Origin of the sequence: uncultured Clostridium sp. (assembly GCF_963515715.1) — a bacterium.
Classification (GTDB): domain Bacteria; phylum Bacillota; class Clostridia; order Clostridiales; family Clostridiaceae; genus Clostridium_AW.
Window position 1 is genome coordinate 29,644 of sequence record NZ_CAUPZS010000025.1, and the last position, 25,610, is coordinate 55,253.

The 25,610-nt window shown below is 29.7% G+C and carries 27 protein-coding genes and 1 riboswitch; of the genes, 4 read left to right on the forward strand and 23 right to left on the reverse strand.

Features of this window, described 5'->3' with window-relative positions:
• Positions 1-34 precede the first annotated feature (34 nt).
• The 3 genes from thrC to RYO54_RS15405 form a co-directional block, all read right to left on the reverse strand.
• Complete coding sequence (gene thrC / locus RYO54_RS15395) at positions 35-1,243, reverse strand: threonine synthase (protein WP_315120674.1); 1,209 nt, start codon at positions 1,241-1,243, stop codon at positions 35-37.
• 29 nt (positions 1,244-1,272) lie between these two features.
• Positions 1,273-1,656: a RidA family protein gene (locus RYO54_RS15400; RefSeq protein ID WP_315120677.1), complete on the reverse strand. Its 384-nt coding sequence runs from the start codon at positions 1,654-1,656 to the stop codon at positions 1,273-1,275.
• A gap of 221 nt (positions 1,657-1,877) precedes the next feature.
• Positions 1,878-2,213 carry a hypothetical protein gene (locus RYO54_RS15405; RefSeq protein WP_315120679.1) on the reverse strand — a complete coding sequence of 112 codons (336 nt, stop codon included), beginning with the start codon at positions 2,211-2,213 and terminating at the stop codon, positions 1,878-1,880.
• 123 nt (positions 2,214-2,336) lie between these two features.
• On the opposite strand from RYO54_RS15405, the gene RYO54_RS15410 reads away from it, so the two are divergent.
• Positions 2,337-2,804, forward strand: coding sequence for an Lrp/AsnC ligand binding domain-containing protein (locus RYO54_RS15410; RefSeq protein WP_315120681.1), 468 nt, complete (start codon positions 2,337-2,339; stop codon positions 2,802-2,804).
• 103 nt (positions 2,805-2,907) lie between these two features.
• A complete protein-coding gene (locus RYO54_RS15415) occupies positions 2,908-3,120 on the forward strand; it encodes a DUF378 domain-containing protein (RefSeq protein WP_315120683.1) in 213 nt (70 codons plus the stop codon).
• 160 nt (positions 3,121-3,280) lie between these two features.
• Here RYO54_RS15415 and RYO54_RS15420 read toward each other — a convergent pair whose 3' ends face one another.
• The 19 genes from RYO54_RS15420 to RYO54_RS15505 all read right to left on the reverse strand — a co-directional run bounded on the left by RYO54_RS15420 (position 3,281) and on the right by RYO54_RS15505 (position 23,481).
• Positions 3,281-5,032: a Na+/H+ antiporter NhaC family protein gene (locus tag RYO54_RS15420; protein WP_315120685.1), complete on the reverse strand. Its 1,752-nt coding sequence runs from the start codon at positions 5,030-5,032 to the stop codon at positions 3,281-3,283.
• 137 nt (positions 5,033-5,169) lie between these two features.
• A riboswitch (Lysine riboswitch) is annotated at positions 5,170-5,345 on the reverse strand.
• 169 nt (positions 5,346-5,514) lie between these two features.
• Entirely contained in the window at positions 5,515-6,432 is a 918-nt protein-coding gene (gene glsA / locus RYO54_RS15425) for a glutaminase A (protein WP_315120752.1), read from the reverse strand.
• A gap of 103 nt (positions 6,433-6,535) precedes the next feature.
• On the reverse strand, positions 6,536-7,903 hold the full coding sequence (locus RYO54_RS15430) for a sodium:alanine symporter family protein (RefSeq protein WP_315120688.1): 1,368 nt from the start codon (positions 7,901-7,903) through the stop codon (positions 6,536-6,538).
• A gap of 345 nt (positions 7,904-8,248) precedes the next feature.
• Positions 8,249-9,166, reverse strand: coding sequence for a glutaminase A (gene glsA, locus RYO54_RS15435; protein ID WP_315120691.1), 918 nt, complete (start codon positions 9,164-9,166; stop codon positions 8,249-8,251).
• A gap of 37 nt (positions 9,167-9,203) precedes the next feature.
• Complete coding sequence (locus RYO54_RS15440) at positions 9,204-10,376, reverse strand: MalY/PatB family protein (RefSeq protein WP_315120694.1); 1,173 nt, start codon at positions 10,374-10,376, stop codon at positions 9,204-9,206.
• Between the two features lie 349 nt (positions 10,377-10,725).
• Positions 10,726-11,748, reverse strand: a complete 1,023-nt coding sequence (locus tag RYO54_RS15445) for a hypothetical protein (RefSeq protein WP_315120697.1) — start codon at positions 11,746-11,748, stop codon at positions 10,726-10,728.
• A 207-nt stretch (positions 11,749-11,955) separates the two neighbouring features.
• Entirely contained in the window at positions 11,956-13,275 is a 1,320-nt protein-coding gene (argH, locus tag RYO54_RS15450) for an argininosuccinate lyase (protein WP_315120700.1), read from the reverse strand.
• A 193-nt stretch (positions 13,276-13,468) separates the two neighbouring features.
• Positions 13,469-14,665, reverse strand: coding sequence for an argininosuccinate synthase (locus RYO54_RS15455; protein ID WP_315120703.1), 1,197 nt, complete (start codon positions 14,663-14,665; stop codon positions 13,469-13,471).
• A 149-nt stretch (positions 14,666-14,814) separates the two neighbouring features.
• Complete coding sequence (locus RYO54_RS15460) at positions 14,815-15,546, reverse strand: amino acid ABC transporter ATP-binding protein (RefSeq protein WP_315120706.1); 732 nt, start codon at positions 15,544-15,546, stop codon at positions 14,815-14,817.
• A 21-nt stretch (positions 15,547-15,567) separates the two neighbouring features.
• Positions 15,568-16,215, reverse strand: a complete 648-nt coding sequence (locus tag RYO54_RS15465) for an amino acid ABC transporter permease (protein ID WP_315120708.1) — start codon at positions 16,213-16,215, stop codon at positions 15,568-15,570.
• A 42-nt stretch (positions 16,216-16,257) separates the two neighbouring features.
• On the reverse strand, positions 16,258-16,392 hold the full coding sequence (locus RYO54_RS20215; RefSeq protein WP_399549600.1) for a transporter substrate-binding domain-containing protein: 135 nt from the start codon (positions 16,390-16,392) through the stop codon (positions 16,258-16,260).
• A 3-nt stretch (positions 16,393-16,395) separates the two neighbouring features.
• A complete protein-coding gene (locus RYO54_RS15470; protein WP_399549593.1) occupies positions 16,396-17,058 on the reverse strand; it encodes an ABC transporter substrate-binding protein in 663 nt (220 codons plus the stop codon).
• A gap of 116 nt (positions 17,059-17,174) precedes the next feature.
• Positions 17,175-17,972, reverse strand: coding sequence for an ABC transporter substrate-binding protein (locus RYO54_RS15475; RefSeq protein WP_315120710.1), 798 nt, complete (start codon positions 17,970-17,972; stop codon positions 17,175-17,177).
• Between the two features lie 413 nt (positions 17,973-18,385).
• Complete coding sequence (locus RYO54_RS15480) at positions 18,386-19,825, reverse strand: HAMP domain-containing sensor histidine kinase (RefSeq protein ID WP_315120713.1); 1,440 nt, start codon at positions 19,823-19,825, stop codon at positions 18,386-18,388.
• Complete coding sequence (locus RYO54_RS15485) at positions 19,822-20,508, reverse strand: response regulator transcription factor (protein WP_315120715.1); 687 nt, start codon at positions 20,506-20,508, stop codon at positions 19,822-19,824. The genes RYO54_RS15480 and RYO54_RS15485 overlap by 4 nt, the downstream gene beginning before the upstream one ends.
• A 62-nt stretch (positions 20,509-20,570) precedes the next feature.
• A complete protein-coding gene (locus RYO54_RS15490; RefSeq protein ID WP_315120717.1) occupies positions 20,571-21,341 on the reverse strand; it encodes a hypothetical protein in 771 nt (256 codons plus the stop codon).
• 15 nt (positions 21,342-21,356) lie between these two features.
• Positions 21,357-22,181 carry an ABC transporter permease gene (locus tag RYO54_RS15495; RefSeq protein ID WP_315120718.1) on the reverse strand — a complete coding sequence of 275 codons (825 nt, stop codon included), beginning with the start codon at positions 22,179-22,181 and terminating at the stop codon, positions 21,357-21,359.
• A gap of 3 nt (positions 22,182-22,184) precedes the next feature.
• Positions 22,185-22,931 carry an ATP-binding cassette domain-containing protein gene (locus RYO54_RS15500; RefSeq protein WP_315120721.1) on the reverse strand — a complete coding sequence of 249 codons (747 nt, stop codon included), beginning with the start codon at positions 22,929-22,931 and terminating at the stop codon, positions 22,185-22,187.
• A gap of 91 nt (positions 22,932-23,022) precedes the next feature.
• Positions 23,023-23,481 carry a hypothetical protein gene (locus tag RYO54_RS15505; RefSeq protein ID WP_315120724.1) on the reverse strand — a complete coding sequence of 153 codons (459 nt, stop codon included), beginning with the start codon at positions 23,479-23,481 and terminating at the stop codon, positions 23,023-23,025.
• A gap of 76 nt (positions 23,482-23,557) precedes the next feature.
• Here RYO54_RS15505 and RYO54_RS15510 point away from each other — a divergent pair, with 76 nt between their 5' ends.
• Positions 23,558-23,893 carry a hypothetical protein gene (locus RYO54_RS15510; protein WP_315120726.1) on the forward strand — a complete coding sequence of 112 codons (336 nt, stop codon included), beginning with the start codon at positions 23,558-23,560 and terminating at the stop codon, positions 23,891-23,893.
• A gap of 35 nt (positions 23,894-23,928) precedes the next feature.
• Here the strand turns inward: RYO54_RS15510 and RYO54_RS15515 are convergent, their stop codons facing one another.
• Positions 23,929-24,642: a lysophospholipid acyltransferase family protein gene (locus RYO54_RS15515; RefSeq protein ID WP_315120729.1), complete on the reverse strand. Its 714-nt coding sequence runs from the start codon at positions 24,640-24,642 to the stop codon at positions 23,929-23,931.
• Positions 24,643-24,766: 124 nt separating this feature from the next.
• On the opposite strand from RYO54_RS15515, the gene RYO54_RS15520 reads away from it, so the two are divergent.
• Positions 24,767-25,609 (forward strand): ComEC/Rec2 family competence protein, encoded by an 843-nt coding sequence (locus RYO54_RS15520; RefSeq protein WP_315120731.1) that lies wholly within the window; start codon positions 24,767-24,769, stop codon positions 25,607-25,609.
• Position 25,610 lies beyond the last annotated feature (1 nt).

A 25,610-nucleotide genomic window follows, 5' to 3' on the forward strand; every position in this document is an offset into this window, starting at 1 on the left:
TGATTTAGGGATTTCTTTGGAATTTCTTTTATAATTAGAAATTATCTTTTATGAAATTATTCAATTCTTCTAATTTACATGTATGAGATTTTAAATTATGTTTTTCAAAAGCTGCTGTATATTTTAATCCACTTCCTGTGACAATACAAGCTACTCTATCATCTTCTTTTAAATATCCCTGTTGCCTTAATTTTTTAACAGCAGCTAATGGAACACAAGACTCTGGCTGAGCAAATATGCCCTTCTCTGCCATTTCCTTTTGAGCTATTATTATTTTTTCATCAGAAACTGCAATACAAGTTCCACCATTTTCTTTTAACATTTTCAATACAGCATTGCCGCTTGGTGGAAATGGATTTTCTATACCATGAGCTATAGTATCAGGGTTTTCAACTCTTTCAACTTTATCTTTACCTTCTATAAAAGCATTATAAATTGGTGAACATCCTGCTGCTTGAGCTACAATCATCTTTGGCACTCTATCGATTATTCCTGCTTCTTTGAATTCTAAAAATCCTTTATATATACCTCTAACGTTTCCTCCTGCACTTGTTGGCACAACTACATAATCTGGTACGTCAAAGTTTAATTGCTCACACATTTCAAAGGCAGCTGTTTTATAACCTTCAACTCTATAGGTAACGTCTGAGTTTATAAAATAAATACCTTGCTTTCTTCCTATATTTAAGCTTTCATAATAAAGTTTACCATAGTCACCATCTACCTTAATTAAATTAGCTCCATATATTGCAATAGGGTTTAATTTTTCTGCCGGTATATTTTTTCCCACAAAAATAAAGGTATCAAATCCAGCTCTTTTACCATAAGCAGCAACAGATACAGCCATATTTCCTGTTGAGACAGCCCCTACTTTTTTATATCCTAAGCTATAAGCATGCTGAATTCCAAATAAAGTTCCTCTGTCTTTAAAAGACCACGTTGGGTTTTGGCTTTCATTTTTAAAATATAGATCTTTTAATCCTATTCTCTTAGCAATTCTAGGGATTGATACTAATGGCGTAAATCCTTCATTAAGAGATAGGTCATTTTTTATTTCATTAAATGGGAAAAAATCTGCATATCTTTCTAATATAGTATGTTGTAGTGGATTACCTTGTTTTATTTTCCCTGTTTTTACAAGCTCCATTTCTAATGGCTCATTACAATCATCGCATCTTGGATCTACTCTTTCAATAGAATATTCTTTTCCACAAGCTGTACAAATTAATTTAAAATCTTTCATATCAATTCTCCTCTTTTACTTTACTATTACTATTCTACTATTGCTACAACTTCTATTTCCACCATGGCATTTCTAGGTAGCCTAGCAACTTGTATGCAAGATCTAGCTGGTGGATTTATTTTAAAATATTCTCCATAAACCTCATTTACAGCATTAAAGTCATTCATATCTCTTAAGAAAACAGTAGTTTTTACAACATTCTCTAAGGTGGTTCCTGCCTCTTCTAAAATAGCTTTTACATTTTCTAAAGCTATTTTAGTGGCATTTTTTATGTTATCCTCCACTAATTCTCCTGTTTTCAAATCACTAGGAGTTCTCCCTGATACAAATAAAAGATTTCCAACCTTAACTGCATGTGAATATGGTCCCCTAGCTGATGCTGCTTTTGTGCAATGGATAATTTCCTTTTTCATCTAATCTCTCCTTTATAATTGAAAAAATAATTTAAAAAGTTATTATAAATAAATTTTTCTTAATTATAAGAATCTTATTTTATATTCATTCTATAAAAAATTCTAAAATCCTTTAATTTTATCGAATAAAATCAAATTTTATATAAAAATTTATATATTAATAAAGAAGATGTTAGTTTATACCAACATCTTCTTTATTAATATGTTCTTTACTTTATTTTTTATTTTTCTTTATTATTCTTTACTCTATTTGGTTTAGCTTTTGGCTTTATCTTTACATCACTCTTTTTTTCCTTCTTCATATCTAGTCTATCATCGTTAAATAAATCCACAAACCACAATACAGCCATTGCAAAAATTGCTGATGCAGCTAATCCAGGAAGAGTGTTATAACTTATTTTCGCCATATTTGTACTTGTCAAAACAGCTATAGCTACGGCAAATATAATCCACTTATTAGGTTTATATTTTGACAACACAAAAATTTTCAATAAATTGTAACTTATTATTACAACTAAGGTAAAAGCTAATAACTTTAAAAAATAAGTCCAACTCAATTGTTATTCCCCCTTTAAAAAACTTTTCCTCTATATATTATTCTATATTTTTGAAAATATATCAACAGAATTTTAAATGTTTTGTATAATATATATATATATTATTAATTTGAGGTGATTAATTTGGATTTTAACAAAAGCCAACAGCTTGATTCCCTGGATTTAGAAATATTAGGTATATTAATAAAAGACTCTAGAACACCTTATTTAGAAATTGCAAGACAATGTCATGTTAGCGGAGGAACTATACATGTTAGAATAAAAAAAATGGAGGAACTAGGAATAATAAAAGGTTCTAAGCTAATAATAGATACCGCTAAATTAGGATATGATATTGTTTGCTTTATAGGAATAAATCTTGAAAAAGCTTCTTACTTAACCAACGTTTCAGAAAATCTTGAAAAAATACCTGAAGTTGTAGAATTGTATTACACTACTGGAGAGTACTGTATATTTTTCAAGCTAATTTGTCAAAATATATCTCATCTCCAAAAACTATTGGCAGAGCAGATTCAAATAATAGATGGTGTTCAAAAGACCTCTACAGCGATATGTTTACTTCAAAAATTAGATAGGAATATTATATTCTAGCGGAAATTCAAACTTTTAGTTTGAATTTCTTTTTTTGTTATATTTTTTTATTTTTTGGTCAACAATATAATTATAGTATAAAATTAACAAAGGAGATGTAAATATGAGAGCATTGGATTTAACGGCACTAATATTAGTTATTATAGGCGCAATTAATTGGGGACTTATAGGATTTTTTAACTTTGATTTAGTTGCTACTTTATTTGGAACAATGTCTGCCTTCTCAAGAGTTATTTATGCTCTAGTTGGCATAGCAGGATTGTATGCTATTTCATTCTTAGGCAGAGACAATGAAGTAAGAGAAGAAAAACAATAAATGGATAATATACTCAAAGTTTATTTTGCAAAAAATTTTACTAGAGTACAAAATCCGTTGAAAAATAAAAGGAAATAGATTTTCTATTTCCTTTTATTTTGCAGAAAGCATTAATTATTAGATAGTACTAATAATTAATGCCAATATTTTTATATTAAATTTATACAACCTTTTTTTCTAATACTTCATTCACTCCAACTGCTTCTACAGGTTTACCAATTATAAATAATGTTGCTACTGTAGCAACTGCTGCTACTGGTAAAATAATAGTTATTGGTAAATTTAACCCTGCTGGTAAATACCCAAATAATATAGTAATAACTCCTACAGTTAAAGAATACCACATCTGAGTATTTACATGATCTATATGGTCGCAAGCTGTACCCATTGAAGATAGTATTGTTGTATCTGATATTGGTGAACAATGATCTCCAAATATAGCTCCAGTTAAAACAGCACTTGCACTAACGATCATGTACTGAGGATCTTCTCCTCCAAGAGTATAAGCTATTGGAATTGTCAATGGCATAAGTATACCCATGGTACCATAAGAAGTTCCTGTGGCAAAGGATATTATTGATCCCATTATAAATATTAATGTCGGTAATAAGAAGGCTGGAAAAGCACTCTGTTCAAGTATAGTAACTAAGAATTTAGCAGTTCCTAATTCTTTTATAACATCACTTAAAGTCCAAGCTAGTAACAATATAACTCCTGTAATAATTAAAGATTTCATACCTTCAATCCATGTATCGATAGCTTCTCCTAGTGTAAATACCTTTTGAAAAATCCCCATAATAATAGTAACAATACTAGCTAATAATGCCGCTTGAAATAAAACTATACTAGCATCTGATGAACTAAAAGTTTCTCTTATAGCAACAAATGATAGTGGGCTATTCATTAATGTAGCCTTTAAAGCTTCACTTTCTCCGCCCATTATAGCTTTATATCCATCAAAATAAAATCCTCCAAAAGCACCGATTAATAATACACCTATTGGTATAATAGCATTCCAAACGCTTAATTTGATTCCTTCTTTAGGCTCTAAAGCTGTAGCTTCTGATGATACCATCGGTTTAGCTCCATCTCTTAAAACTTTACCTGTAGTTCTTGCTCTTCTTTCTGCTTTTAACATAGGTCCAAATTCTCTTAAAGTTAGAGCTGAAACAACAATAAATAGTAATATTAATATATTATAAAATCTATATGGTATTGTTTGAAGAAACAATCCATAAGCATTTACTTCTTGTCCAATTGAAGCATAAGCATCTTTTATTAAACTTATTTCATATCCTATCCATGTGGAAATTAACGCAATACCTGAAATTGGCGCTGCCGTAGCATCTACAATAAAGGCTAGTTTTTCTCTTGAAATTTTCATTTTATCTGAAACTGGTCTCATTATAGGTCCTACAATAAGTGAGTTTGCATAGTCATCGAAAAATACAAGCAGTCCTAATAGCCAAGTAATAATCTGAGCACTTACTGGTGACTTAGCTTTCTTAGCCAAACTTTCCGCAACTGCTTTTGCTCCTCCTAATTTTGAAACTAACGCTATAAGACCTCCAATTGTCATACATTGCAGTATAATTCCAGCATTCCATGGATCTGCCAAAGAATCTCTTACTTTGTTAGTTATATCTAGAAACCCATAAAAAAATGCACCAAAAAAATTATGTCCAGTTAACTGTAATAAAAAAGTACCTGAAAAAATTCCGATAAACAGTGAGATAACAACATTTTTTGTAATAAATGCCAATACAATAGCTATGAAAGGTGGTATTAATGTTAATAACTTAAATCTTTCAGCATTTGCTACTTGTGGATCTACTTCTGCCCCAAATACTGTAGTAGCAAATAAAAATATGAACATTAAAGTTAAAATAGTAATAATATTTTTCCTTTTCATCTTTTCCTCCTAGATATCTTATACTATTTTAAGTGAATAATATGGGGAAGATGAAGTACATCTCAACAAAAATACCCTTAAGTCTTATCACTCAAGGGTATGTATACACTAAGCATATTGATGTGTATGCATATTGTTTGAATGATAGCTCTCCACAAATTAATTTTGTGACAGTCTTACTCATGTTTTGGGTAAAACCAGTCATACAGTCTTAAAGCGTTAACTGTATACTTCGGCAATATTTCCTTTCACTACACATCATCCTGCTTACATCTGCGTAGGTACTATTAAACACTGCACCTCTATCGTCCACATTCACTTACGTTAAATTGTAACACTTTTTGTATACTTAATCAAGTAATAGTCCTTAAAAAGAATAAACCACCTTTCGGTGATTTATTCAAAACTTCTGTATTTATCTTATATACTTTATCTTGTGTACTTTATGCTTTACATTTTATACTCTGTACTTTATTTCTATTTTAAAATATACTTAAGTCCAATTTATGAGATAAGTCTTTTAGCACTTCTACTCCAGCTATACTATTTCCTTTTTCATCTAATGCTGGTCCTACTATGCCTATACCCATTTTCCCTGGGGCTACAGCCAATATACCGCCACCTACTCCCGATTTAGAAGGTAGTCCTATATTTACAGCAAATTCCCCTGAGGCATCATACATACCACAAGTTGTCATTATAGTCTTTACTATTCTAGTTACTTCTTTTGGAATAACCCTCTCTTGACTCCAAGGTAATACTCCCTCATTAGCAAAAACAAGAGCTATTTTTGATAAATCTTTGCTAGTAACCTCTATGGAACATTGTTTAAAGTATACGTCTAAAACTTCTTCAACATCCTTTTCTATTATGCCTGTACTTTTCATAAAATAGGCCAATGATCTATTTCTACTTCCTGTGTTTTTTTCTGAAATATAAACGCTTTCATTGACTTTTAAATTTTCATTTCCACATAGCTTCTTTGTAAATTCTAATATCCTACTAAATACTTCATCCTTATCCTTACCTTTAATCATAGAAACTGTAGCTATAGCTCCAGCGTTAATCATAGGATTTAAAGGCTTGTTTAAATTTTTCAATTCAAGATCAATTATTGAATTGAATGCATCTGTAGTAGGCTCCACCCCTACTTTAGAAAATACGTAATCCTTTCCATTATCCATAATAGCTATAATTAGAGATATTATTTTAGATATACTTTGAATGGTAAATTTTATTTCGTTGTCACCTGCATAGAATTCCTCTCCATCAAGAGTAGTAACAAATATTCCCAAAGCATCCTTATTCGCCTTTTTAAGTTCTGGTATATATGACGCTAATTCTCCTTGTACAGTATATTTTCTATTGCTCTCTATTATATTCTCTAGCAGCTTTTCCATCCCGATATTCCTCTCTTTTATATCTTGCATACAAGGCATGTCCTTCTTGTCATATCTCAATTTATTCATATACTAAATATTAAATATGATTTATGTGAATAATTTAACTTGCTTGTTTTGATATTTCCTTAACTTCGTCACTATTAAAATATCTTTCAGTCTCATAAACAACGTCTTTTCTAAGTTTTAGAAGTACTATTAGATTTATTATAACTTCAAAAGCCATGAAGAAATCGAATAATCCCCATATTACCTCAAGTCCTCCAACTGCTCCATATATTAATCCTAAACAGTAGAAAATTCTAAAAGGAATCAAAAATTTAGTAGTTTTAATTGAATAAATAAGTCCTGTTTCTGAATAATATCCGTCAACTAATACTGTAGTGAATGCAAATAATACTATACATATAGTTACAATCAAGTCACCACTAAATCCTAATGAATTTCTAAAAGCTGTAGCTGTCAATGCGGCTCCACCTTTACCTGTTTGTAGTACCCCACTTGTAAGTATTACAAGTGCTGTCATGGTACAAATTACTATTGATGACATAAATACTTCAAATAATCCCCATATTCCCTGTTTTGCTGGATATGAAGTTGTTGCTGATGAGTGAGCAACTGGTGCTGTACCCATACCTGACTCGTTTGAATAAATTCCTCTTGCAAAACCATTTCTCATAGCTGCAAGTATTGTTGCTCCTGCGAATCCACCTGCTGCTGCACTACCTGTAAATGCGTCAACAAATATACTCTTAAATGCTGGTATTATTCCGCTTGCATTCATAACTATAATTATAAGGCTCGCTCCTACATATAGTACCGCCATAACTGGAATTACCTTTTCAGCAAATTTTCCTATAGTTTTTATACCACCTATAATTACTACACCCGATATTATAGCTAATATTATACCAACTGTTAGCTTATTGATTTTAAAGCTTTCGTATACTACTTCTGCCATTGAGTTAGACTGAACAAAACCACCTATAAACATCATAAAAGTAAATACTACAGACCAACCTATTGATACCCAATTATATTTTTTGCCTAAACCATTTTTTATATAATACATTGGTCCACCCTGGAATTCACCATTTTCAGGGTTCTTTTCACGATACTTCACCGCTAAAGTTATTTCAGCATACTTAGTAAGCATGGCTATAAAAGCAACTGCCCACATCCAAAACACAGCTCCTGGGCCACCTATTGCAACTGCAACACCAACACCTGCTATACTGCCAACTCCTAATGTTGCAGCTAGTGCCGTTGAAACGGCTTGGAATGGTGTTACCGTACCTTCTCCTGAAGTATCTTTTTCAAATATTTTACCAAAAGTATTTTTCATTATAAATCCAAATTTTCTAAACTGAAGAAACTTAAGTTCAAAACCATATACCAGGGATACTCCAAATATTAATATTATCAGTGGCCATCCCCATAGGAAGTCAGTTATCGTTTGCATTAAATCCATTATTATTCCTCCTAATGTTGTATTTTCACAATATTAAATCAACTGTTTTGCTTATTAAAATTGCGCGCATATATTAATTTAATTATATTATATTTACATAGGCCAAATAGTTCAATTTTTTGAAAATATCGATGTCATAATAGTATAGCTTTGAAATTAACAATTTAATAATAGCACTATGTATGTATTGTTATTTTTTTATCATATTTTAATTATATTGAATAAGTTGCTATTTTTTTATTATGTTTAATCATTTTAAAATATAATGAAAAACATAATTTTTCTGAAAAAATAAACAACAAAAATCCCTATAATTTTTTCATAGGGATTTTGCATTAGTAAATTCTAAAATATATTTAAGTCTAATTCTTGTGATAAATCTTTTAGCACTTCTACGCCGCCTATACTATTTCCTTTTTTATCTAAGGCTGGTCCTACTATACCTATACCCATTTTTCTTGGAGCTACAGCCAATATACCGCCACCTACTCCTGATTTAGAAGGTAGTCCTATATTTACAGCAAATTCCCCTGAACCGTCATACATACCACAAGTGGCCATTATAGTTTTTACTATTCTAACTATTTCTTTTGGAATAATTCTTTCTCTGCTCCAAGGCAATACTCCTTCATTAGCAAAGACTAGAGCTATTTTAGATAAATCTTTACAGGTAACCTCTATAGAACATTGTTTAAAGTATACGTCTAAAACTTCATCAACATCCTTTTCTATTACGCTTGTACTTTTCATAAAATAAGCCAGTGCTCTATTTCTATTTCCCGTTCTGGCTTCTGAAGTATAAACACTCTCATTAACCTTTAAATTTTCATTTCCACATAGCTTCTTTGTAAATTCTAATATTCTACTAAACGCTTCATCTTTATCCTTACCTTTAACCATAGAAACTGTAGCTATAGCTCCAGCATTAATCATAGGATTTAAAGGCTTGTTTAAATTTTTTAATTCAAGATCAATTATTGAATTAAATGCTTCTGTAGTTGGCTCCATACCTACTTTTGAAAATACGTAGTCCTTTCCATTATCTATGATAGCCAGTGTCAATGTAATTATTTTAGATATACTTTGTATTGTAAACTTAGTATGATAATCTCCTGCAAAATATTCCTTTCCATCTAAACTGCTTATATATATACCTAAAGCATTTTTATCGGCCTTTTTAAGCTCTGGAATATATGAAGCCACTTCTCCTCTATCTAAATGTTTTTTGTTATCTGATATTATTTTCTCTAAAAATTCATTCATTTTTCTCCTCCACTACTTAACATTGTTATTAATATTACTACATATTATTAATTATTTTGCTTAGTCTGTTTAAAGCTTCTTCTAGAATTTTTCTTGGACACGCAAAATTTATCCTTCCAAAACATTCACCATTTTTACCAAATATAGACCCTTCATTTAAAACTATTTTTCCTTCTTCTATTAAAAATTTATTTAATTTTTCCTCACTCATGCCTAATTCTTTAAAGTCAATCCAAGCTAAATATGTCCCTTCTGCTTTAGTCACTTTTAATTTTGGTATATATTTATCTATATAATCTTTTAGATAGTTATAATTATTTTCAATATACTCCATCATCTCTTCATACCATATCTCACCTTTTTCGTAAGCTGCAATTAATGCTGTCATTCCAAATATATTAATACTTCCCATGGCATTTAATTTTAATGTGAGATTAAATTTTTCTCTTAACTCTGGATTTGGTATGACTATGTTTGACACATGAAGTCCTGCCAAATTAAAAGTTTTTGTTGGAGCTATACAAGTAATTGAATTCCTCGCGAATTCCGGACATATTGACGCAAATGCTGTATGCTTATATTCTTTAAAAACAAGATCACAATGTATCTCGTCAGAAACAATTAAAATATTATTCTTTAAACATATATCTCCTAATCTAGTCAATTCTTCTCTAGTCCAAACTCTACCTACTGGATTGTGAGGATTACATAAAATTATCATCTTAACAGTTGAATCAATTTTGCTTTCTAAATCCTCGAAATCCATATAATACTTTCCATCCACTTCCTTTAAGGGATTCTCCAATATCACTCTATTATTATCTTCAATAGCCCCTTTAAATCTATGATATACAGGAGTCTGAATTATAACTTTATCACCTACTGATGTATAGGTTTGTACAATCCAATATAAAGCTGATACTATTGTAGGTGCAGAAAGTATCCATTCTTTATTTATGTCAAAATTATGATGCTTTTTCATCCAACTCATAATAGAATTAAAATACTGTTCATTTAAATCTGTATATCCAAAAATTCCATGTTCTGCCCTAGCTTTGATTGATTCTACAACTTCTCTTGGAACTTTAAAATCCATATCTGCTATCCACATCTGTATAGCATCATCATGATTTCCCGCTTTTTTATTACAATCCCATTTCACACAATCTGTATTTCTTCTATCTATTATTTCATCAAAGTTATACTTCATAAAACCCTCCTTAAATTTATACCATTTTATCTATATTATATTAACTTATTACTCTTTGTTCAAATTTTCCAAAATATTTATATATTAATCAATTAATAATTTATTAATCAATTTATTAATCTTATATAGTCATAATTAAAATATTACTGTTAATTAAAAGGTATATTATAAATTCGTTATTTTTATGAAATTCTAAGTATATTATTAAAAGCATCATTTAAAACATCATTAAAGAAAAATAAACCACTGATCTTGTGGTTTATTTTTCTTTGATTCATATTTTTATAAATTTAATTGCTAATTTAATAAAAAATAAAGGAAGTAACTTTACTTCCTTTAAAATATTCTTTTAACTTATATATTTGCTTAATTCTTTATATCCATCGCTGGATTCTATGGTATCTGGTTTTTTCTGTAACTTTTCTCTATCTTTTTTAACCCCTTCAATTTTTTCCCTTATACCGTCCATTTCCTTTTGAAGCTCTCCTTGGCTTCTCAAGTGAAAGGTAATCATTTTCATGTTATTTTCCTTCTTATATTTTTCTAAGATTTTTTCCAAGCCCTCATACCTAGAGTTTAATCCTGACAATAAATTAAATAGCTTTTCAATTTCTTTATCGTAGTCATTCATCTGGTTTTTATATGATGTCACCTTAGCATAAGCTTTAGCATTATTTTTCATAGTTTCTTTTAATGTTTCTTTTGCTTCATCAGATATGTTCATCTTATCTAAAAGTTCTCTATTAGATTTCATAAAATTATTTATATTGTTTTCAGCATCTTTTATATTGTTAGTAAAAGGAAGCTTATTCATATTATTTAAAAATGCAGTTATATTTTTAATATCATCTAGGGACATCTTTTCTAAAGAGTCTCCGGTTTCGTTAGTTGCTTCTCCTTTTAAACTTTTTTCTAAAGCAGACATAAAATGTTTTTTAAATTCTTCTTTATTAAAAGTTTTTCCATCATTAGTCATGCCATATCCATCTAACATTCTAGATGAATAATTAAAGAAAGAATCAAACTCATCTGCTATAGTATTAACACCCCAATTTAACACCTCATCAAAGCATTCCTCCAATAAAGCTTTTTCCTCTTCCCCTATATTTTCCGCTATTTTCTTATATTCCTCTACTATGTTCTCGAAAAATTCTCCATTCTTTTTGCCATTCTCAAAAGCTTCCCTCAGCTTTTGCGTTACATCATACTTTAAAAATGCCTTTTGAGATATTTGCAAATCATTGTTTTCTTTATTTAAAGCATTTACTTTAGATTGAGAAGATCCATTTAAGTTTTTAAAACTGCTATTCTTATTGATAAAATCAATAAATGTACCTTTTGTGTTTACTATTGATATACCTTTAATATCCATAAAAAAATCCCCTTTACCAATATATGATATTATATATATCGTAATCTCTATGAAATCCTTTTGGAAAATATTTGTTTTTATTCTTAATCGTGCCTATTTATAAATGACTGTCCCTTTTCATTAATGACTGTCCCCCTTTACTATTATAAAAAGAAACACAGGGTCTAATTAAATTATTCCATGTGTTTCTTTTTACTTCTTCTCATATTATTTAATTATTTCTTTTTTTATTCCTCTTTTCAAGGTGTTTTCATAATCGATAAAGTCATAAATGTCTCTATCAAATGCTGGGCTAAATTTTTGAAGTTCTTCTAGAGCTAAGTCTTCTATTGTCTTACCTGTCCCCTCACAATAAAGTACTATTTCGCCTATTATTTCATGAGCATCTCTAAAAGGAATACCTTTAGTTACTAAATAGTCCGCTCCCTCTGTAGCATTTAAAAAACCCTTTTTCACAGCTCTTTTAGTATTTTCTTCCTTTACTTTTAGGCTCGAAAGCATGCCTTTCATTATTTTAAGACAGCTTAACACCGTATTAACTCCATGAAAAAATCCTTCTTTGTCTTCTTGCATGTCCTTGTTATAGGCTAGAGGAATACCCTTCATAGTAGTGAGTAGGGAAATTAAATCTCCATAAACGCGGCCAGTTTTTCCTCTAACTAGCTCTGCTGCATCGGGATTTTTCTTCTGAGGCATTATAGAGCTTCCTGTAGAAAATTCATCGCTCACTTCTATAAAGTCAAATTCCTTACTACTCCAAAGTATTATCTCTTCACTAAGTCTACTTAAGTGCATCATTATTATAGAACATGCTCCTAAAATTTCAATGGCAAAATCTCTATCACTTACTCCATCTAAGAAGTTGTCTACTGGCTTTTTAAAACCCAATTCTTTTGCAGTAAATTTTCTATCTGTATCATAGGTGGTTCCCGCTAAAGCACAGCATCCTAATGGGCTTTCGTCCATTATATCCAATGCATTTATCATTCTTTTTTTGTCCCTTGAAAGCATGCTATGGTACGCCATAATATGATATTTAAAAGTAACTACTTGGGCCCTTTGAAGGTGAGTGTATCCTGGCATAATCACATTATTCTTTTCTCCAAGCTCCACTATAACTTCCTTAAGCTCCCCAATTTCATCTATAATCTCTTTAGCTTTATCTTTCGCATAAAGTCTGAAGTCTACTGCAACTTGATCATTTCTACTTCTTGCGGTATGAAGTTTTTTACCCACATCTCCAATGCGAGAAATCAAGTTCATTTCCACAAAGCTGTGTATATCTTCATAGTCCCCTTCTATTAATAACTGTCCCTCATTAATGTCATTTAATATAGAAGAAAGACCCTCTATGATCTTATCTCTTTCATCCTCTGTTAATATTTCACATTTAGCTAGCATTTTCACATGAGCAATACTGCCTTTTATATCATATTCATATAGTTCCTTATCAAAGCTCAAGGAACTATTGAAATCTTCCATAAGCTTACTTTCTTTATCTTTAAATCTTCCACCCCAAAGTTTCATCTTATATCACTCCTCAAAATATCTAGTGTATAATCCTATACACTGATCGATTTTATGCACTATAAATATCATTTAATCAGCCATACTATATTTCTTTAATCAGACCTTGTTAATTTATTTAGTAAAAGTTAAAGATTAAAAATGAAGAGTTAAGGAAACTTATCCAAAACTCTTAACTTTTAATTATAAGATTTTAATTCTTTTTCAGTGCTTTTATTTTTGATGGAAGACTAAATAATTTTATAAATCCATCAGCATCTTTATGACTATATAAGTCGCTTGCTCCAAAGGAAGATATATCTTTGTCATATAGAGCATTTTCTGTAAATACTCCAGCATTAGTTACATTTCCTCTGTATAGTTTTAACTTAACTGTCCCCGTAACATTTTCTTGTGTTTTATCTACAAAAGCATCTAATGATTCCTTTAAAGTCGTAAACCATAATCCATCATAAACAAGTTCGCCATATTTTAAAGCTAGCCCTTGCTTATAATGATAAGTTAATTTATCTAAAGTCAATCTTTCTAATTCTTTATGCCCCTCATAAAGAATTGTTCCACCTGGCGTTTCATATACTCCTCTAGACTTCATTCCAACAAGTCTATTTTCAATTATATCGATTATACCTACTCCATTTTCTGCCCCAACTTTATTTAAAGTAGTTATTAGTTCTACTCCATTTAGTTCTACTCCATTTACTTTTTTAGGTTCTCCCTTTTCAAAGTAAATTTCTACGTAAGTAGGTTCATCTTTGGCCTTTTCTGGCGCTGTTATGGTAGAGTATAAATCTATCTTATGTTCATTTTGCGGATCTTCTAAATCTCCACCTTCATGACTAACATGCCATATATTTTTATCAACGGAATATATCTTTTCCTTTGTTACAGGAACATCTACTCCTTTAGCTAAGGCATAATCTATGGCATCTTCCCTTGAGGAAATATCCCATATTCTCCAAGGAGCTATGATTTCGATAAATGGATCAAAAGATGCAATGGCCACTTCAAATCTTACTTGGTCATTTCCTTTTCCAGTGCAGCCATGACATATATATTTTGCCCCCTCAATTTTTGCTATTTCAACTAGCTTTTTAGCGATAAGTGGTCTTGCAAGAGATGTTCCAAGAAGATATTTATCTTCGTAAATTGCCCCAGCCTTTAATGCTTTATACACATAATCCTTTACGAACTCTTCTTTTACATCCTCCACATAAACCTTTGCTGCTCCAGTTCTTATGGCCTTTTTTTTCACTTCTTTCATATCATCATCTTGTCCCACATCTATACACACAGCTATAACTTCTAAGTCATAGTTTTCCTGTAACCATGGAATTATTATAGATGTATCCAATCCGCCTGAATATGCTAATATAACTTTTTCTTTATTCATAATTTAGCCCCCTATTATTTAATGTTTATCTTCTATGCAGTCATATAATTAATTTTTATACTTCCAGATTTTTAGTTAGATGTTTGATTTCCCCAATCCAACATCTAACTATATATTCATCTGAACATCTAAAAATCTAATCATCTAAATTAAATTACCTTCTTTAAAAATTCTTTTGTTCTATGCTGCTTTGGATAAGCGAAAATATCATCTGGTACCCCTTCTTCCACAATTTTTCCACCATCCATGAATATAACTCTATCTGCTACATCTTTAGCAAATCCCATTTCGTGAGTTACCACCACCATAGTCATCCCTTCACTGGCTAGGTCTTGCATAACATTTAAAACCTCTCCAACTAATTCTGGGTCTAAGGCTGAAGTTGGTTCATCAAAGAGCATTATATCCGGTTCCATAGCAAGAGCTCTTGCTATTGCCACCCTTTGCTTTTGTCCTCCTGAAAGCTTAGAAGGATAGTAATCCATTTTATCTCCTAATCCAACTTTTTTTAGTAATCTTTCAGCTTTTAATCTTGCTTCATTCTTATTTTCTTTTTTCACTGTAACAGGTGCTTCCATGACATTTTCTAGTGCTGTCATATGTGGGAAAAGATTAAAGTTTTGAAATACCATACCCATCTTAGTGGTTATTTTTCTTACCAAACTTTTATTTTTTCCATCTAACTCTTCACCTTCAATTATTATCTGTCCATCGTTTATGCTCTCTAGGTGATTTAAACATCTTAGAAAAGTACTTTTACCTGAACCTGAAGGCCCAATGATAACTAAAACTTCTCCCTTTCTAACATTTACATTTAAATTTTCAAACACTGTTAAATTGCCAAATTTCTTGGTAACATCCATAGCTTCTATCATATACATAGTTATATTTCCTCCTTACTTTTAATATCTAGATAGTTTCTTCTCCCAGATTGCAAATGCGCCAGTAAACACAGTAGTTAAAGCTAAATAAATACATGCTGCAATGAAAAATGGTTCCATTGGTCTAAAATTAGCTGAGTATATTTGCTGTGCAGTTCTCATCAACTCTTCCATGGCTATGGCAGAAACCAATGATGTATCCTTTAAAATTGTTATAAATTCATTACCTACTGGTGGTATTAGTATTTTAAAAGTTTGAGGAAGTATTACTCTTTTCATAGTTTGACCATAGGTAAATCCCAAAGCCTTACAAGCTTCAAACTGCCCTTTATCTATAGCTAAGATACCACCTCTAATTATTTCAGCCATATATGCCCCTGAGTTTAAACTCAAACCAATTATAGCTGCCGACATAGGCTCTAATTTTATTCCCATAAAAGGTAATCCATAGTAGAAGAAAAATAATTGTAATAGCATAGGAGTACCCCTAATTATCCATGTATACAGTGAAGCTACTGAACATATCAATTTATTCTTTGACATTTTAAGTAATGCTACCACTACACCGATTAAAGTTCCTAAGACTACAGAAATTACCGTTAATAATACAGTCATTCCTGTTGATTTTAATAATATTGGAAATATTTGTTTCAATAGATTGATATCCAAAGCTTCGCCACCCCTTTTTATAAAACTTCATTTCTAGTTTAACTATTTTTTATAAATATCTTCACCAAACCATTTTTTTGATAGTTCAGACATAGTTCCATCTTGTTTTAATTCTTCTATAGCCTTTTTAACTTCTTCTTGTAACTCTTTATCGCCCTTTTTAAACGCTATAGCTATTGGTTATTCTTCTAAAGTTGTTGCAACTTTAAACTTTCCTTCTTGTTTAGCTAAATAATATCTTCCAACAAATTCATCAACGACAACTGCTTGTATTCTTCCTATCTCTAAATCTTGAAAAGGTTGAGTTGCTTTATCATAGGTTTTTACTTCTTTTAGCCCTTCAATTTTCTTAGCTGCTTCTTCTCCAGTGGTGCCTAATTGAACTCCAGCAATTTTGCCTTTTAAGTCCTCAACTTTTGTGATATCTGTATTATCATTCTTTACTATAACAGCCTGACCACCTGTAACATATGGTTCTGAAAAATCTACTTCTTTAGCTCTATCTGGATTTACACTTATAGCTGATAATGACATGTCAAATTTCCCTGAATTTAGAGCCATTGTTAGTCCACCAAACTCTGTGATTACATATTCAGTTTCTACTCCAAGTTTTTCACCGATAGCATTTGCTAGATCAATATCAAATCCTACAAGTTCATTTTTTTCATTTCTAAATTCCATTGGAGGATAAGTATCTTCAAGACCTATTTTTATTTTTTTCTCCTGCTTTACTTTTTCTAAAGTATTAGCCGCCGTTCCATTTCCTTTATCTTTTCCTCCGCAACCTGCAAGAAGACTTCCTATAATAGTAAATATCAATAATGCCTTTACTGCCTTTTTCATTAAATATCTCTCCTTTTAATTTATATATTAAAAATTATTTTTCAAAATTGGTGCCCCAATGAAGTTTTACCTTTCACAGGGGCTTTATATGAAATTTTTATAAAAAGGGGTCTTAGTTATTTGTAGGAATCATATCCAAACCATTTCTCTGATAGCTTTGACAAAGTACCCTCTTCTTTCAATTCATTAAATGCTTTTTGAATCGCATCTTTCAGTTCTTTATCCTCTTTTCTAAAACCAATACCTACATTTTCTTCTGAAAGCTTAGCATCGAGAAGAACTAAGTCTCCTCCTCTTTTCTTTAAATAATATCCTCCAACCTGTCCATCTGCTATAACTGCATCAACTCTTCCAACAGATAGATCATTAAAAGCTTCTGTTATACCATCGTATTTTTTAATCTCTTTTATTCCATCAATCTTTTGTGCAGCCGTTTCACCAGTTGTACCTAGCTGTACTCCTACTACCTTATCCTTTAAATCTGGTGTATCTTTTATAGAGGTATTTTCCTTCTTAACAACTATTTTTTGTCCTCCTACTATGTATGGATCTGAAAAATCTATTTCTTTTTTTCTTTCTTCAGTTATAGTCATAGCGGAAAGTACCATATCATATTTTTTAGATTTAAGTGATAGAATTATTCCTTTCCAATCGTTTTTTATAAACTCTGCCTTAACCCCAATTTTTTTGGCAAGTTCATTTCCTAAGTCAATATCAAATCCTACCAAATTATTATTTTCATCCCTAAATTCCATTGGAGGATAAGTGTCATTTAGCCCAATCAACAACACTCCTTCTTTTTTAACCCTCTCTAAGGAATTAATGTTTTCTACTTCTTCTTTCTCATTACCGCATCCTACTAATGTAGAAAAGCCTATTAATAGTATTACAATTAATGCAAGAATTTTTTTCATAGCCCCATCTCCTTTTGTTTGCCTTTCGTTATTATGATTATACAATCAATTTTATAAATATGCAATATCATTTTTATAAAATTTAAATATTTTTTTATCTATTTTTCTAAAGACCTTTATTTGCAACGTCTTCATAGCACTTATTATAATTACATCTATTCATATTTTCAAAATATTCCATATACTTAATGCATATTTATTCATTCATGCATGCATAATAATTACTTTCTCTTTGATTTACCATTGTAAAGCGTTAAATTATTAAAGTATATCAACACTCTAATAAAATTTATATTTATACATAAAACAATTCTTATTTTTATATAAAATTCAATTATGCTGTTGCTTTTTAGCATATCAAGCCTTATAGTTTGTTAATTATGAGGCAAAAATCCAACAAAAAAAAGAAGGGGCTAAAAACAAATGTAGAATTCCACATTTGCCCCTCCTTCTTTACTATTATATACTTTTATTTCTCCTCCATGTTTTTCAACTATTAATTTTGAAATATAAAGCCCCAAACCTGAATGCCCTTTTTCTTTTGAACGACTCTCATCACCTTGGTAAAACTTTTTAAATACATTTTTCAAATCTCTTGGAGAAAAACCTTCTCCATCATCACTTATTTTCATAGTGACTTTATTTTCTTCTATTGTAACATGTAAAAATATATTTCCTTTTTCTTTTATAAATCTAAAACTATTAAAAATAATATTATCTAAAATTTGAGAAATTCTATCCTTATCGATATTTATTAAACCCTTACTTTTTCTTTTGTCTTCTATTAAATTTTTAAATTCAATACTTTTTTTACTACATAATAAAGTATATTCTTCACTTTTTTTATTTATAAAATCTATGATGTCTACTGGAGTAAAGTTTAGTGTAAATTCTACACCCTCTATTTTAGCTAACATATTCATATCTTCTATTAATTTAATAGCTCTTTTCGTATTATCATCCATAATATCTAGATATCTTAATAGTCTATCTTTATTTTCCACTCCTCCATCTTGAAGAATTTCTAAATGTCCTTTTATTATAGTCAGTGGAGTTCTTAGATCATGAGCAATAGCTCTTACCATTTCTCTTCTTTCATTTTCTATTTCCCATTGGCGAGTTAAAGAGTCACTAAGTCCTTTTCTCATTTCTTCGAAGGACTCTACTAATTCTCCTAGCTCATTTTTAGAATTATAATCAATAGAAAAATCTAAATCTCTTTCCTTTATCTTTTTTGAAGCCTGTATTAAATCTTGTATTGGCTTATTTATATTTTTGCTAAATCTCCTAGAAAATAATAATGCAAAAAGCACTACATATATAATAGGAGAAAGAAATATAAATATCTCTGGTGGCACTAAAAAATTATATTTAGGATTTTTAGCCCTGGGAGTAAGAACATATTCTAATATAATATTACCTTCTATTTTATCCCCATTTTTAATCGGATGATATATAATAACTCCCTGTTGAAAAACATCAAATTTTTGATTGAAATTACTACGTTCTTTTCCTTCCTTTATATCTTCAATGTTTTTCTCACTTAATTTTTCAATATTTCCATATAGTAATTTGATATTTTTATCAACTACACCATACTTCATACCATCTACAGGTATTATTTTTTCTAAATCCTCTCTCTCACTTTCATCTAAAATCTCAGCACCTTTTTTATCAATGTAATCCATTATAGGAGATACCTTTTTTTCATAATAGTTGCTAGGTAAAATTAATCCCATATTAATAAAACTTAAATATACCGTATAAGTTATAATGCTAAAAATAATACTAGCAATTATTATATACATAAAATTATATATGAATTGTTTTTTAAAAGAGGAATTTTTACTCAATTAAATCTCTCCCATTTATACCCTACTCCCCACACCGTCACAATATAATCTATTTCTGAAGATAAGGCAGCTATTTTTTGACGAATATTTTTTACATGTTCCGCTACATTAGAAGAATCCCCTTCTCCCTCATATCCCCATATTTTTTCATAAATTTGCTCCCTTGAAAATACTTGACCTGGATGGAGGGATAGGAGCTCTATTATATCAAACTCTCTTTTTGTAGTATTTATTATTTCATTTCCAATATATACTTCTCTTGATAAAAGATCTATACTCAACTCTTTAAAGTACAACCTAGAAGGATTATTACTTATAGCTCTTTTTTCTCTCCTTAGGTGAGCAGAAACTCTAGCTTTTAATTCTCTTATACTAAAAGGCTTTACTATATAATCGTCTCCCCCCAACATCAATCCCTTTATCTTATCTCCTTCTTCTCCCCTTGCACTTAAAAATATTATGGGACAATCTACTATATTTCTTATGGATTCACATACTTTAAAGCCATCTTTACCTGGCATCATAATATCTAAAAGGATTAAATCTGGTTTTATTTTCACGCTTTCTATGGCTTCATCTCCATTTTGGGCAGTGAATACCTCATACCCCTCATCTAAAAGAGCATCCTTTATGAAGGATATTATATGTTCTTCATCATCAACAATTAATATTTTTTCATACATATTAAATTCTTCCTCCATAATATTGTAATATCAATATCTATTATAATTAATTTTACCCTATACTAAAATAGCCAATCTTTTTTCACCCATAAAAATATGCTAATTATTGTTGGAATTACTATTGTAGAAAATAATATTATATATATATTATTTGAAGCCACTCCATTTAAAATTTTGAAGATATTTTCTGAGCTGCTTAAAAATAAAATAAAATTGTCACTAACATATATTCCTCCAACAAAGATTCCTATAGTTCCTAAAATACACAATATAGCATTAGGGATTATAGAAGCCACCATGCTCATCACCGAAAGTAGTGCTGAAATAATAATAAATTCCATAAAATAAAACTTTATGCCATATATAAGTGCATCTTTAAAATAAAAAATCTTTTCTTGATTCATAAAAGTTGTATATTCTACCTTTTGCACAAAAAAGTTCCCACATATGCTTGATATTATAAATAAACTGCTTATTATAATAAAAGTAACTATTATTTGTGATATTAACTTAGCGGCTATAAACTGCCATCTTTTATAAGGTCTTGTGGCGATATTTCTATAGCACCCTGTCGCCTTTTCTTCACTTAAAGCATCACCATATAACATAGGTAGTATTATAAACATTAAAGGTAAATGAATGTCCCTTAATATAAACATAGAAAAGTTCAGTGAATTTAATGTGGTAGTGTTATTTTGATCATAAAATCCTACATTCCACCCACCCATTAATTTTCCCCATAATACTGTTATTAAAATTAATAATATAAAGGATACTTTGGTTTTAGGTCTATTGATGACACGCTCTAATTCGCTTCTTATAAGTCTTTTCATTTTTCCTCTCCCCCTCTACACGTATTTAGATGTCTTATTAAAAATAAGGTAGGACAATATTCCAAAAACTATAATATACAGTGCTAAAACAATCAAAATAAAGCTACTAAAAAAACCTTTTTCTCCAAGCATCATAGCAATACCCATGTGTTGAATATGAGTTATTGATAAAAGTTGATATGTCATTACTTTATCTGACATTTCTCTAAATGCAATCATTAAAATTTGTGGATATATAAGTGAAGCAAATAAAAAAGTAATACTCATTCCAGCAGCTGAAGTTATACTTTTACTTACCATAGCTATAAAGCCTATTACAAAAGCCATGGACATTAGAGTTAAATAGGCAACAGTATAATATTTAATTCCATATAAAATACTCTCTTTTATAGTAAATTTACTACTGTGATAAAAAATACTCACCTTCTCTAATTTAGGCATTAAAATATAACCAATAGGTAAACTTAATATAAAATAAGCCATTACAAAAACAAACATAGTTATAGCTATAGAACATAATTTACTAAAAAATATTTCCCAATAATAAACTGGTCTTATAAAAACCATCCTTATGCTTCCGCTGGTGAATTCATCTGTAAAAACTAGTATGCACAAGAGTATTAGCACTATATTAAAAAATAGTATTAATTGTTCTTGTATAACCGCATTAGTAAAATTACCAAAGGAAGTGTACTCAGGACTATCTATAGTCATACTTAAATTATGTCCTAAATAATATCTTGCCGAAGCATATATAACCAAAGGAATAGATAATAAGATGAGCCAAGTGCTTTTCTTACTCCATATCCTTTCTAATTCACTTAATATTAAAGCTTTCATCTTTTATCTTTCTCCTCCATACATAAGTTTTACAAAGGCATCTTCTAAAGAATTATTTACTCCTTTATCCTTTAATAGTTCCTCTGTTGACCCTTGCCACAACATATTACCTTCTTTAATTATTATTAATCTATTACATATTTGCTGTAGTTCATCTAAAAGATGGCTAGAGATAAAAAATGTTATTCCTCTTTTTTTGTTCAAAGTCAGTATTAATTCTCTAAGTTCTCTAATACCTAAAGGGTCTAATCCATTAGCTGGTTCATCTAGTATTATAACCTCTGGATCATTTAAAAGAGTTTGAGCAATACCTAATCTCTGCTTCATTCCTAAAGAGTAAGTCTTTACTTTGTCGTCACCCCTAGCTTGAAGTCCAACAATTTTTAAAGCTTCTTCCACTCTAATTAACTGCTCTTTCCTATCCATATTAGGATTTAACCTAGCTAAGTTTTGTAGATTTTTTCTTCCAGACATATAAGCGAAAAATATTGGAGATTCTACCATAGCCCCTAATTTAATTAAAGCAGCTTTACGATCCTTTGTAATATCCTCTCCATTTATAAGCACACTTCCATTGGTTGGCTTTATCAATCCAGTGATCATTCTTATTGTGGTAGTTTTTCCTGATCCATTAGGTCCTACAAATCCGCATATATCACCTTTATATACGTCAAAGGTAAAATCATTTATTATCTTCCTTTTACCTATATTTTTATTTAATTTTATTACTTCTAATTTTTTATTTTCCATATTACTTCTCCTTAATTTTAAAATTTAATTTTAGCCCTCATTTAAGGATAAAACTAAATTTTAAGGAATTTATAAAGAAAATAAAAAAAGATTAAACTGTGTGAAGTTTAATCTTTATAAATTTATCCTCTATTCTTGTTACTACTAAGCTATAATTTTTATCTTTTAAAATTTCTTCTAAAATATTAGAAGTATCTTTATCCAATACTTTTATATCTTCTCCCTCTTTTGTTTGAACAATCCATAGTCCACTCTTTTTATTTATATAAAGATTGTCCCATTCTTTTATACCATGACCTTTGTCTATTACAGTAAATGTTATTCCCCTATGAAAAAATATATCTTTCGTTCTTTTAAATTGTTCTTTTATAGAGTTATTTTCACTCTCTATATCTTCTAATTTCATCTGCTCACTTTGGACAAATTCCTTCATCTCTTTAATCTTTTCTTCTAACTCTATATTTTTTCCCTCTATCTCTTTAATTTTTTTCTTATTTCTTTCTGTATAAAATTTATTGAAGTTACTTAAAAAATTTTTTTCTTTATTCATTTGCCAAACTCCTTGTATAACATTTTATATAAGGTAAAATTATATTATAAGATTTTTTTACTAGGGAGGTTAAATTTTGGATAAACTAGATAAATTATTAGATATCTTAGATAAAGTTATAGATAAAACAACAAAATATATACACAAATTAAGGAAACAATGTATTAAAATAATTAACATAGTACACAGTAAGGTAAAATCATTTATCGAAAAAAGAAAATCTATAAAAAATACTTACAACCCTTTATTAATGGAATTATACAATAAAGAAGATGAGCTAAAAAAAGAATTAAAAGAATTACAGAAGACTCATGATGAATTAAAATGTAAAATGTCTTCAATTAAAAATGAAAATGATGATTTGCTTAGTAAAATAAATATTTTAGGAGAACTACTTACAAAGAATATGTAGTCAGCTTTGATTTTAATAACCAAAGCTGATTTTTTCTATTTCATTCCTTTAGCTATAGTTTCCTTTACTATTTCTGATAAATTATTTAATGATTCCTTATCCAATTCTTTTGTATTTATAGGCTTGTGTATAACTATACTAACTTCTGCCCCTTTTATTCTTTTGTTTTTATTACCTTCTCTTATTTTATAAGTACCATCAATGGTAATAGGAACTATAGGTGCACCAGCCTTTGTACCTAATTTCATACTTCCTTTTTTAAACTCTAATAATTCACCGGTTTTTGTTCTAGTTCCCTCTGGGAAAATGGCTAATGAATACCCATTTTTTAATATTTCTGCTCCTTGATTTATAGATTTTAATGATTCTCTTACATTTTCTCTATCCATAAATATACAATGAATTGCCTTCATCCAATCACTAATAATCATTTTGCTCTCTAATTCCTTCTTAGCTATAAATCCCATTGGAACTCTTGTAGCTGACAATAAAACTGGTACGTCAAATAAACTTTGGTGATTAGCTACATAAAGAGCGCCTTCTTTGGGTAAGTTTTCCATACCTTTTATATTTATTTTTACCCCTGCTTTATTAACTATAAAATCTGCCCATTCTATAAGATATTCATTAATTACTTCTTCCGCTGCCGCTTCCCCTTTTTCCTTTCTAACCTTTTCAACTTCTCTTTTTTTAAATGTGGATCCTATCATAAAAATCCCTAACTTCATATACAATAAATAAGTGTTCATAAATTTCTCTCCTATCCTACTGGAAATAAATATGTATTAATTAATTATATCACATTAAATATATGTTTTAAATAAAGCCCATTGGGTAGAATAGTAGATAGTTTTATCGTAAAGGAGGGAAAAATTGAGAAAATATAATATATTAACTTTATTATTATCAATTCTAGTGATATTCTTTCCTTTTGGAACTAACCTTAAATCTGATCCTATTGAAAAAGGTATATTAAAAGTTCATTTTATAGATGTAGGTCAAGGAGATAGTACTTTAATAACTATTGATGATAAAAGCTTGCTTATTGATAGTGGAGGACATGCTGCTAGTGAAAAGATATTGAACTATTTAAAAAAAGAAGGAATTAAAAAAATTACCCATGTAGTAGCCACACATCCCCATGAAGATCATATGGGAAGTATGGAACTTATCATAGATAATTTTAAAACAGAAAACTTTTGGGCACCTAAAGTTACTTCTAATGCTAGTTATTATAATCGTATGATTAAATCATTGAAAAGAAAAAATCTTAGAATAAGCGTGGCTAAAGAAGGTAAAATAATAAATTTACATCCTAAATTAAAGTGTGAAATACTCTCCCCTACTAAAGATAAATATGATAATTTAAATAACTACTCAGCGGTAATCAAATTATCCTATAATAAGTTTAGCTTTTTATTTATGGGAGATGCTGAGGTCCCAGTTGAGGGAGAACTTATAGAAAGAAATGATTTAAGATGTGATGTATTAAAATTAGGTCATCATGGAAGCAATACCTCCTCTGGAGAAAAGTTTCTAGATAGTACTTTACCACAACTAGCTATAGCCAGCTGTGGTAAAAATAACTCCTTTGGTCATCCTAATAAAAAAGTAATAACTAGACTAGAAAATAGAAATATTAAGCTTTATAGAACTGACCTTCATGGAGACATAATATTTAGTTGTGATGGAAAATCATTGATGAAAATTAATTGAT

Excerpts from the sequence above, each read along its gene's own strand:
- glsA (WP_315120691.1), bottom strand. The coding sequence starts at position 9,166 with ATGAATGAATTTTTAGAGAAAATAATATCAGATAACAAAAAACATTTA.
- RYO54_RS15455 (WP_315120703.1), bottom strand. The coding sequence starts at position 14,665 with ATGAATAAAGAAAAAGTTATATTAGCATATTCAGGCGGATTGGATACA.
- RYO54_RS15500 (WP_315120721.1), bottom strand. The coding sequence starts at position 22,931 with ATGGAAAATAAAAAATTAGAAGTAATAAAATTAAATAAAAATATAGGT.
- RYO54_RS15490 (WP_315120717.1), bottom strand. The coding sequence starts at position 21,341 with ATGAAAAGACTTATAAGAAGCGAATTAGAGCGTGTCATCAATAGACCT.
- RYO54_RS15420 (WP_315120685.1), bottom strand. The coding sequence starts at position 5,032 with ATGAAAAGGAAAAATATTATTACTATTTTAACTTTAATGTTCATATTT.
- glsA (WP_315120752.1), bottom strand. The coding sequence starts at position 6,432 with ATGGAAAAGCTGCTAGAGAATATAATAGAGAGCAATAGAAAATATACT.
- RYO54_RS15415 (WP_315120683.1), top strand. The coding sequence starts at position 2,908 with ATGAGAGCATTGGATTTAACGGCACTAATATTAGTTATTATAGGCGCA.
- RYO54_RS15485 (WP_315120715.1), bottom strand. The coding sequence starts at position 20,508 with ATGTATGAAAAAATATTAATTGTTGATGATGAAGAACATATAATATCC.
- RYO54_RS15460 (WP_315120706.1), bottom strand. The coding sequence starts at position 15,546 with ATGTATATGATAGAAGCTATGGATGTTACCAAGAAATTTGGCAATTTA.
- RYO54_RS15400 (WP_315120677.1), bottom strand. The coding sequence starts at position 1,656 with ATGAAAAAGGAAATTATCCATTGCACAAAAGCAGCATCAGCTAGGGGA.
- RYO54_RS15515 (WP_315120729.1), bottom strand. The coding sequence starts at position 24,642 with ATGAACACTTATTTATTGTATATGAAGTTAGGGATTTTTATGATAGGA.
- RYO54_RS15440 (WP_315120694.1), bottom strand. The coding sequence starts at position 10,376 with ATGAAGTATAACTTTGATGAAATAATAGATAGAAGAAATACAGATTGT.
- thrC (WP_315120674.1), bottom strand. The coding sequence starts at position 1,243 with ATGAAAGATTTTAAATTAATTTGTACAGCTTGTGGAAAAGAATATTCT.
- RYO54_RS15505 (WP_315120724.1), bottom strand. The coding sequence starts at position 23,481 with ATGAATAAAGAAAAAAATTTTTTAAGTAACTTCAATAAATTTTATACA.
- RYO54_RS15470 (WP_399549593.1), bottom strand. The coding sequence starts at position 17,058 with ATGAAAAAGGCAGTAAAGGCATTATTGATATTTACTATTATAGGAAGT.
- RYO54_RS15445 (WP_315120697.1), bottom strand. The coding sequence starts at position 11,748 with ATGGATATTAAAGGTATATCAATAGTAAACACAAAAGGTACATTTATT.
- argH (WP_315120700.1), bottom strand. The coding sequence starts at position 13,275 with ATGAAACTTTGGGGTGGAAGATTTAAAGATAAAGAAAGTAAGCTTATG.
- RYO54_RS15475 (WP_315120710.1), bottom strand. The coding sequence starts at position 17,972 with ATGAAAAAAATTCTTGCATTAATTGTAATACTATTAATAGGCTTTTCT.
- RYO54_RS15430 (WP_315120688.1), bottom strand. The coding sequence starts at position 7,903 with ATGGATTTAATGCAAACGATAACTGACTTCCTATGGGGATGGCCACTG.
- RYO54_RS15495 (WP_315120718.1), bottom strand. The coding sequence starts at position 22,181 with ATGAAAGCTTTAATATTAAGTGAATTAGAAAGGATATGGAGTAAGAAA.